Annotated in this window: 7 protein-coding genes and 2 pseudogenes; 2 read left to right on the top strand and 7 right to left on the bottom strand. The window is 38.0% G+C overall.

Annotated elements, in window-relative coordinates; genetic code table 11:
* The 3 genes and pseudogenes from AC6F75_RS00160 to AC6F75_RS00150 form a co-directional block, all read right to left on the bottom strand.
* Window positions 1-330: pseudogene (locus tag AC6F75_RS00160) on the bottom strand (hypothetical protein); the annotation flags it as partial.
* Between the two features lie 12 nt (window positions 331-342).
* Window positions 343-2,409, bottom strand: a complete 2,067-nt coding sequence (locus AC6F75_RS00155; RefSeq protein ID WP_500712902.1) for an amino acid carrier protein — start codon at window positions 2,407-2,409, stop codon at window positions 343-345.
* Window positions 2,410-2,538: 129 nt separating this feature from the next.
* On the bottom strand, window positions 2,539-2,769 hold the full coding sequence (locus tag AC6F75_RS00150; RefSeq protein ID WP_500712901.1) for a PspC domain-containing protein: 231 nt from the start codon (window positions 2,767-2,769) through the stop codon (window positions 2,539-2,541).
* 86 nt (window positions 2,770-2,855) lie between these two features.
* On the opposite strand from AC6F75_RS00150, the gene AC6F75_RS00145 reads away from it, so the two are divergent.
* Window positions 2,856-4,064: a leucine-rich repeat domain-containing protein gene (locus AC6F75_RS00145; protein ID WP_500712900.1), complete on the top strand. Its 1,209-nt coding sequence runs from the start codon at window positions 2,856-2,858 to the stop codon at window positions 4,062-4,064.
* 9 nt (window positions 4,065-4,073) lie between these two features.
* On the opposite strand, the gene AC6F75_RS00140 is transcribed toward AC6F75_RS00145, so the two are convergent.
* From AC6F75_RS00140 to AC6F75_RS00130, 3 genes are all read right to left on the bottom strand, one after another.
* Window positions 4,074-5,345 (bottom strand): DUF2851 family protein, encoded by a 1,272-nt coding sequence (locus AC6F75_RS00140; protein ID WP_500712899.1) that lies wholly within the window; start codon window positions 5,343-5,345, stop codon window positions 4,074-4,076.
* 67 nt (window positions 5,346-5,412) lie between these two features.
* Window positions 5,413-6,393 carry a pyridoxal-phosphate dependent enzyme gene (locus tag AC6F75_RS00135; protein ID WP_500712898.1) on the bottom strand — a complete coding sequence of 327 codons (981 nt, stop codon included), beginning with the start codon at window positions 6,391-6,393 and terminating at the stop codon, window positions 5,413-5,415.
* A gap of 59 nt (window positions 6,394-6,452) precedes the next feature.
* Window positions 6,453-7,748: an erythromycin esterase family protein gene (locus AC6F75_RS00130; RefSeq protein WP_500712897.1), complete on the bottom strand. Its 1,296-nt coding sequence runs from the start codon at window positions 7,746-7,748 to the stop codon at window positions 6,453-6,455.
* 100 nt (window positions 7,749-7,848) lie between these two features.
* Here AC6F75_RS00130 and AC6F75_RS00125 point away from each other — a divergent pair, with 100 nt between their 5' ends.
* Complete coding sequence (locus tag AC6F75_RS00125; RefSeq protein WP_500712896.1) at window positions 7,849-8,217, top strand: DoxX-related protein; 369 nt, start codon at window positions 7,849-7,851, stop codon at window positions 8,215-8,217.
* A 154-nt stretch (window positions 8,218-8,371) separates the two neighbouring features.
* Here AC6F75_RS00125 and AC6F75_RS00120 read toward each other — a convergent pair.
* Window positions 8,372-8,513, bottom strand: a pseudogene (locus AC6F75_RS00120) (IS4 family transposase); the annotation flags it as partial.

Genomic DNA, 8,513 nt, shown 5'->3' with positions numbered 1-8,513 from the left:
AGAATTGACCCAATTTCCTTCTGCCCTGAATTTGTGCAAACGGTCAATTTCCTCAGGAGTCATTCCCAAAGTAAATCCGGAATAATCGGTGATAAAATTGGGATTGAATTTTCTGCGCTCGGGTTGTTTATTTACAGTTGCAATTTCTTTGAGGGAATCGATTTGCCGTTGCAATGTCACAACTTTTTCAGATTCCAAATCGATGACCGGGTTGTTTTTAAAGTCAATATTGAAGTAGATGACTTGTGCTGCTATAATAAGCCCCAATAAAAACAAAATCTCATTTCGTTGTTTTCTAGAAAACCTGAAATGAGATTTTAATTTGTCCATTACAAAACATTTTTATTCAACTTTTTGTTTGGTAAAGAGTTCTCCTGCTTTTAATCGTCTCATATACTCTCTTAGATCCTCACGCACTTCACCAGACATCAAATAAAGACCTATGATATTTGGAAATGCCATAGCGAGAATCATCATATCAGAGAAGTCCAGCACAGCGCCAAGACTTACTGAAGCACCTATCACTATAAAGATAAGAAATAAAAGTTTATAAGCCATTTCAGTTCTTTTACTTTTCCCGAACAAATAAGTCCATGCTCTCATTCCGTAATAAGACCAGGAAATCATGGTTGAAAATGCAAATAAGAATATTGCCCCGGTCAGCACATAAGGGAACCATGCCATCACGGTTCCAAAAGCATCTGATGTGAGTTGTGCACCTGCCATATCTGCAACTTCATGCTTACCGGTAAATATTAAAACCAAGGCTGTCAAAGTACAAACAACTACTGTATCGATAAATGGCTCCAACAAGGATACAAATCCTTCAGATGGCGGATTATTTGTTTTTGCTGCACTATGAGCAATTGCTGCAGACCCTATACCTGCTTCATTAGAAAATGCCGCTCTCTGGAATCCTAAAATTAAAACTCCTATCACACCACCCTTTAATGCAGACGGGCTGAAAGCTCCATCAATGATAGCCGTAAATGCAGGGATTATGTTTTCGATATTTACACTGATGACAATGATACAGGCAATAATATAAATGCTTGCCATAAAAGGAACCACTCTTGATGTCACTTTAGCAATACTTCTAATCCCACCAATAATCACAGCAGCAACCAGAAGCATAATGATGACACCAAACATAGCTCCATATTCTGCTACTGCGGGAATCTGGCCTTTAACAGCTTCAAATGACTGGTTGGCCTGAAACATATTTCCTCCTCCAAAAGAGGCTCCCACACAAAGCACCGCAAACACAGCAGCCAATACTTTTCCCAATTTCTTTTTATTTTGTCTTTCAAGTCCTTTTCTCAAATAGCTCATCGGTCCTCCAAAAACACGGCCATCCGGGGCAATTTCACGGTATTTAACCCCAAGTGTACATTCAACAAATTTTGAGGACATTCCCAAAAGACCGGCAAGAATCATCCAGAATGTAGCTCCTGCCCCACCCAGGGAAATTGCCACAGCAACGCCGGCTATATTACCGAGCCCTACTGTACCTGATACAGCAGTTGTCAATGCCTGAAAGTGTGTTACCTGACCGGGGGCATTGGGGTCGTCATATTTTCCACGAGCCAGATCTATAGCGTGCCTAAAGCCCCTTATGTTTATAAAGCCCATTCTTATTGTAAAGAAAATAGCACCAATAACTAACCAGATAACAATAAAAGGGATTGGCTTTTGCTGTTTATCTCCATTGGGATGAAGAATCGGTACTTTTTCGTCATATATAATTGAAGCAAAGTTATGGGCTCCGGCTTCAATGACATCTTTACCTTTTGTTGAATCATAAATGGCATTGCCTTCTTTAGTAAGGTGCTTTAAAGTGCCATCAGCCGATGCATACACCTCAAGATCTTCACCATCTTTTTCGATTATGGCTATGGCATCACCTTCCTTAACTTTAGCGTTATCTGCCTTTAACCACTTTTTTAATATAAAAACACCCTCTATTCCCGGCTCCCATCTTGGGGCAGGCACTAACTTTTCATCAGCATAAACAACGGGGTCATAAATCCCAATGGCAGAAAAAGGATCCCAGAATAAAACGCTCCCAATTCCGGAAACAATGGGAGCAAATGTGCCGTTAAACCTTTCAGTAATTGCTTCTGCGGGCACTGTAAACTCTTTTGTCACAGTTCTACCCTCTGCATCAGTTACTGTCACGGTATAAGAAACCCCTTCAACAAGATTAACAGCCTTGTTTGAATGCAAAGGTGTGCCCTGGTTACTCCATTTATAAGTATATGGTGGAACACCCCCGTCAACAGTCACCTCAATGACACCATCGTTTATAATATTAGAAGGGTTTGTAATTCGTTCTTTAACTGTAAGTTCCTGTGAGTATACTACTGCAGATAAAAGCAACAGTATTGCGGCAATATGTTTTGAAATCATATTAAAAAAGGTAGTTAGTTTTTAATTTTTACAAAAGTGCAGGCAAGATGCTAAAAAAAAAAACGAATTCAAATTTTTTTGGAATTAAAATCAATATTGGATTTTTGGCTATTTTGCTAAAGCGGAAATTTACAAATCAAAAACCGAAGTACGTTTGGTGTAAACCAAATCCTTAAGCTTAATCCAGAAGGCCAAAGTGATGTATAAAACAAATCCAAAACCCAAAGTTGCAAATGAAGTGTAAATAAAAAATAACCTGACGCTCTTGGCACGCATACCCAGTTTGTCTGCCACCCTTGAGGAAACGGCAAACCCGTATTTTTCAAAAAAGGTGCGGATGTTGAAAATGAGGTTAGACATATCTTAAAGTTTAACTTAGCAAAAGTATTAATTGTGAAATTAATATCCATTATTTTTGTATATTGTTTCTTCAAACTATCAAGAAAATGAAAAGCTCTCTTGTATTTTTGTTTCTTTTACTCCCTATTTTTAGTTACTCTCAAGACATAAACATACCTGATGCGGTATTTTTAAATAAGTTAATCAATCAGGGAGTCGATACCAATGGAGATGGAATTATTCAGCTTAGTGAAGCACTTGCTGTCACAACACTTAATGTGAATTCTACACAATCGAATGATAAAATTGTAGATATGGAAGGTATCCAACACTTCACAAATCTTACAGAGTTAAGGTGCTCAAGCAATTTAATACCCACACTTGATGTAACGGCTTTAACAAACTTAGAACTTCTGTTTTGTTCGTCCAATCAAATAACTTCACTAAATATTACCGGATTGAGCCAATTAACCACACTATGGGCTCATGGGAACGCGTTAACCCAAATCGATTTAAGTGGACTGGATAATATATGGTGGATATGGGCTAACAACAATAATTTAGCTCAAATAGATTTAACCGGTTTAAATACTCTTGAAGCTATTTGGATAGCGAATAACCAGCTTACAAATATTGATTTCACTCCTACACCAAACTTAAATGAAATTGATGTTTCTGGAAATTTATTAACTGAAATTGAAGTAAACCACCTAATCGAACTTGAGTATCTTGATTGCAATAACAATCAAATAGAAGAAATTTCAATTTCAAACTTAGTAAATCTTTATACATTATACATAGGAAACAACTTAATTGAAGAAATCGATGGAAGCCAAAACCCAAATTTTATTGAACTTCACTGTGAATCCAATCCTAATCTGACCTATATCAACATGAAAAATGGGGCAATTTCTGGTGCAGACCCAGACATGCTGTATTTTGGCTTTCGATTTGATGACCTGCCAGAGCTTGCCTTTATTTGTATAGACCCCGGTGAAGAGTATGCGCTCTCTGTAAGTGGTTATAACCCAAATAATGTAATTGTTTCAACCACCAATTGCACAATGTCTGTCACAGATGTGGAAATTAATGGCTTAACCCTTTATCCAAACCCGATTGTAGATGTTCTCCATATCACTAACCCGGAAAGTGTTTCACAATTTATGGTTCTTGATGTCTCAGGCAAAATTCTTTTTGAAACCCCTTCCTATGATACAACTCAAAAGGAAATAATGAAACTCAAAACAGGAACTTATTTCTTAATTATAAGTGATGAGTCAAACAACCTGAAACAGTTCAGGTTTATTAAAAAATAGGTTTTTATTTTACACATTTATAAGGCTAACCCCCACTCCACATTGCATACACTTTCGCTTATCACAATAATTTGTTTTTAGCTCTATCAACGCCTGTGAGTGCAGGGCGTTTTTAGCAACCGGTTTAAGGGCGTTAAATTTTGCAATCACATTGTTTTCTTCACGCTCAATACTTTGTATCAATTCGAGTAAAGTTTCAGGTATTTCCTTTCCCGTGTGTTTGTGATAGCAAAAAACAACCGGAAGTATCGTATTGATTATAATCAAATCAATAAACGCTTTCGATAATCTTTTTTTTCGCTTGGGCGAAAGGGAATTGAAATGAAAATGGGTGTCCCAAAAGGTTGAAGCACTACTATTAAATAGCTCATAAATTTCCTCTTTGCTTTTAGCAGAAATGACCTTTGAAAACAATTGATGGTTCTCAGAATACAAGGCTGCCATTTGTGCCAACCGGATTGTCGGGAAATTTACCGGCCTCAACCTGAAAAACTGAACCGGAAGTACATCACGGTTTTCAAGTTGAAATTTATTTTTTATAAAATGGTATTCTGATTTTAATTTGTTGAAATAATCATCATCCAATTCGGTTTCTAATAAACCTGCTTGACCAATCAAAAGTGCCTCTATCTGAGTTTGATTTTTTTGAAGTTTCCGCAATACCGAAAAATCAAAAGACCTGGCCATCGATAAAAATGATTGCCCGTTGTTTTTTAATCCAAAATTTTTGGCAAGCATCATAAAAAGCACTGCTTCCCAATCGTTTTTTGAAAGCTCGAGCAGTTGAAATATTAAATCTGACTTGTTTTCAAGCCGTTCAAAATAGAGTCGTTCCAGCCAGTTTTGAAGTACAAAATCATCCACCTCTGCAAAGGAATCTTCACAGGGAATCCAATTTTTCTTGCCTGAAAAAAGCTTGTTGTAGCTTGAAAGTGTTGAATTATCAATTCGGTTTTTTAATTCCAAAGTGGGAATTACTGTATTGTCTTTTCGGAAAACATCCACATCGTGTTGCCAAACCACATGCAGGATTACATTGTCATAAGCCGGGTCATTTTCGTGCCGGTGGGCATACCAGTCAGATGATTTTAAATGAATTTCAACATTGCCCACCCAAAGCTGATTGCCGATTCTGATTTGTGCATTAAAAAAATCAGGACCGGAATCGAGATTGTGACTTCCCTGCTGAACAATTTCAATGGGCTCACCACTCTGACTGATCAAATTGGATGTTGAAAATTTTTGAAATTTCCAGATGTAATGTAAAAAGTCTTCTTGCATCCATTAAAAATAAAAAATCCCTTAAAATTAAGGGATGCTCTATCTCATTTTTTTTGAAAAATATTGGTTAATCAATATAACCCATTTTCTTCATCCACTCGTCGTTGTACATTTTACCCACATAACGACTCCCGTGGTCGTGAAACAAGACCACTACCACATCGTCCTTAGTGAAATGTTCTTTAAGTTGCAAAATCCCTTTCATAGCAGCTCCGGCAGAGTTGCCCAAAAAGAAACCTTCTTTTTTGGCCAATAGCTGGGTATAAACTGCGGCGTCTTTATCGGTTACTTTGGTGAAACCGTCAATGATGCTGAAATCGACATTTTTTGGAAGGATGTCTTCACCAATGCCTTCGGTGACGTATGGGTAAATTTCATTTTCGTCAAAAACCCCGGTTTCGTGGTATTTTTTAAACACACTTCCGTAAGTATCAATACCCCATACCTTAATATTAGGGTTTTGTTCTTTTAAATATTTACCAACTCCTGAAATGGTTCCACCGGTTCCAACGCCCACTACAAAGTGGGTTACTTTACCATCGGTTTGTCTCCAGATTTCAGGTCCGGTGGTTTCATAATGTGCCTGTGTGTTGCTTAAATTGTCATACTGATTGACATACCAACTGTTTGGGGTTTCCTTGGCAAGGCGTGCAGAGGTTGAGTAGTACGACTTCGGGTCGTCAGGAGCTACATCGGTGGGACAAACTATCACTTCGCTTCCCACAGCACGTAGTATGTCCATTTTTTCTTTACTCTGTTTGTCGCTGATGACGCACACCATTTTATACCCTTTTACAATAGCTGCTAGGGCAAGCCCCATTCCGGTATTACCTGAGGTGCCTTCAATGATGGTGCCACCGGGTTTTAGTATTCCGTCGGCTTCGGCGTCTTCAATCATTTTCACGGCCATTCTGTCTTTTACAGAATTTCCGGGGTTGAAGGTTTCATATTTTGCCAGTACCAAAGCGGGGATTTCTTCAGCCAGTTTGTTGATTTTTACCAAAGGTGTATTTCCAATAGTCCCAAGTATATTTTCTGCGTATTCCATATCTGATTTTTGCGAAGGCAAAGGTAAGGAATTGAACTAAAAAATAATCTTGATTAAATTTATTTGTTGAGTGGCTGTAATGCTTTGGTTTCCCTGAAATAAATTATGGCGTCATACCTGAGCGGTAAAATGGTGGGCACAAACTGTCGGCTGTCGTTTCCCGGGTTGTAAACTACGCCCACTGCCCTGTTGCCCAAAACTTGATTCATTTGATTATCACTTCTGTCATCTTCATCAAAAATCAGGTAAAAAGATTCCAGTCCGGTTTTGTGAAATTTTGACTCCACGCTATTGGCGACGGCTTTGGGAATGGTCATTTCCTGCATAGGTGCTCCCCAGGAAGCACCGGCCATGACTTTTCCTTTATAGGTTGTAAAGCCCGTTAGAAAAACGTGGTCACTCCCATGCAATTCCCGGCTTAACTGTCCGATGTTTTTCTGATCAAAATTGCGCATACTTGTAAATGATGCATCGCCAATATGGGTATTGTGTGCCCAAACGATACCTTTGGCATTTTCACCGTATAAATTGAGTAAATCTGTCACTGTATTGTGCATATGTGTAACCCTTGAATTCCAAGAGGCAGCATCCTCCTGGGTGACACTTTTTCGGTAGAACTTTTCGGCATTGTGAAACACTGTTGCATTTTGAAGCAGGTAAAAATAGGCGTCATCATTTAGGCTGCTCAATTGGTTGCGGTTGTTTTTGATGAGTTCCAAAGTGTTTTTCGTAGCTGAATCACAAGGGTTTCTACCCAATCGCACAGCATTTGCATAGCCCCAGCTGTCACCTTTATATGGCCGAATGCATTCATATTGTTTTTTTACGGATTCATAGAGTTGATTGTTTGAGCTTCTCAAAATTTCAAGTACCACATCTTTTGAACGCCATTCGTCATAAACATCCATACCGTAAAAGCCTACTTTTTGTTCTTGTGGAAGTTGATCGTTATGTGCTCTCAACCATTCTGCCAAAGCAACCACCTCTTCATTGCCCCACATCCAGATGGGCCATCTGTCCAGTTTCAACAGCACTTCACGGGCTGATGATGCAGCTCCTTCCCTGTTTTTGACATAATTATTAAGTTCATACAAACTGGCAAAATCGCCTTCAACGGCAATGAAACTGAAGTTGTGGTTCCCTATTAACTTTCGGCTAATTTGGTCACGCCAGTAATAATACTCATGGGTGCCGTGACTGGCTTCGCCAAGCAAGACAAGCTTTTTCTCACAGGCAGCTAAAATCAGCGCATTCAAATCTTCTGAGGAGTTTAATACATTTGCTTTTTTCTTAAATTCCTGAGCCGAAAATGTTTGAAAAACAAACAAGAATAGTATAAGCCATTGATATTTCATCTATTTATTTTTTTAAAAGACTTCAATATAATCATTCTAAAATTGCTTTCAAAGTAAAACCCTTTTTTGAAATACAGTATGCAATTAAAATTACCTACTTTTGAAAAAAATTGCATCTATGTTACCTTGGCATCAATACCTACTGGGATTTCTATTAATACTCGCCGGAGTCAACCATTTCAGGAAACCTAAAATGTATGAGCGCATTATGCCGCCATACATTCCTGCACATAAAAATATGGTGATATGGAGCGGTATTTTTGAAATGATTTTGGGAATGATGCTTTTAATACCCGAACATCAACACATTGCCGCATGGGGAATTATTATTATGCTTGTAGTTTTCCTTACTGTTCATTTTCATATGCTGAATGATAAAAAGGCTTCGATGAATTTGCCGAAATGGGTTTTAATTTTAAGAATCCCACTCCAGTTGGCTTTAATTTGGTGGGTGTATCAATATGTTTAAGGCTATTATGTTCGGAATTTTGAGTTGTTAAGTTTAAAATAAATTGCTTCAATCTGCATTTTAATTTTAGGAATTTGAGATTTAAACATATCTGATTTACTTTTACCAATCAAAAAAGGCATGTTAAAATCCCAAGCTAATTTGTATAGTAATACTTATAACTTACCCCCAACATAAGGATGTTTATGTTTTTGTCCCCAAACTTCCAGTTTGTCCTGTCCATCACCAAGACCAGGTTGCTTTTTTCTGGAAGCAGGCTAAAAATGAGCTTGGCAACCCACATCATGGACAACTCT

The sequence above is a fragment of the Planktosalinus sp. genome, from assembly GCF_059864935.1.
Note: the sequence above shows the minus strand (reverse complement) of the source record. Positions and strands in the feature narration are given on the sequence as shown.

Bases quoted from the DNA above. Each gene is read 5' to 3' on its own strand.
- AC6F75_RS00145 (WP_500712900.1), top strand. From the start codon at position 2,856: ATGAAAAGCTCTCTTGTATTTTTGTTTCTTTTACTCCCTATTTTTAGT.
- AC6F75_RS00130 (WP_500712897.1), bottom strand. From the start codon at position 7,748: ATGAAATATCAATGGCTTATACTATTCTTGTTTGTTTTTCAAACATTT.
- AC6F75_RS00150 (WP_500712901.1), bottom strand. From the start codon at position 2,769: ATGTCTAACCTCATTTTCAACATCCGCACCTTTTTTGAAAAATACGGG.
- AC6F75_RS00155 (WP_500712902.1), bottom strand. From the start codon at position 2,409: ATGATTTCAAAACATATTGCCGCAATACTGTTGCTTTTATCTGCAGTA.
- AC6F75_RS00140 (WP_500712899.1), bottom strand. From the start codon at position 5,345: ATGCAAGAAGACTTTTTACATTACATCTGGAAATTTCAAAAATTTTCA.
- AC6F75_RS00135 (WP_500712898.1), bottom strand. From the start codon at position 6,393: ATGGAATACGCAGAAAATATACTTGGGACTATTGGAAATACACCTTTG.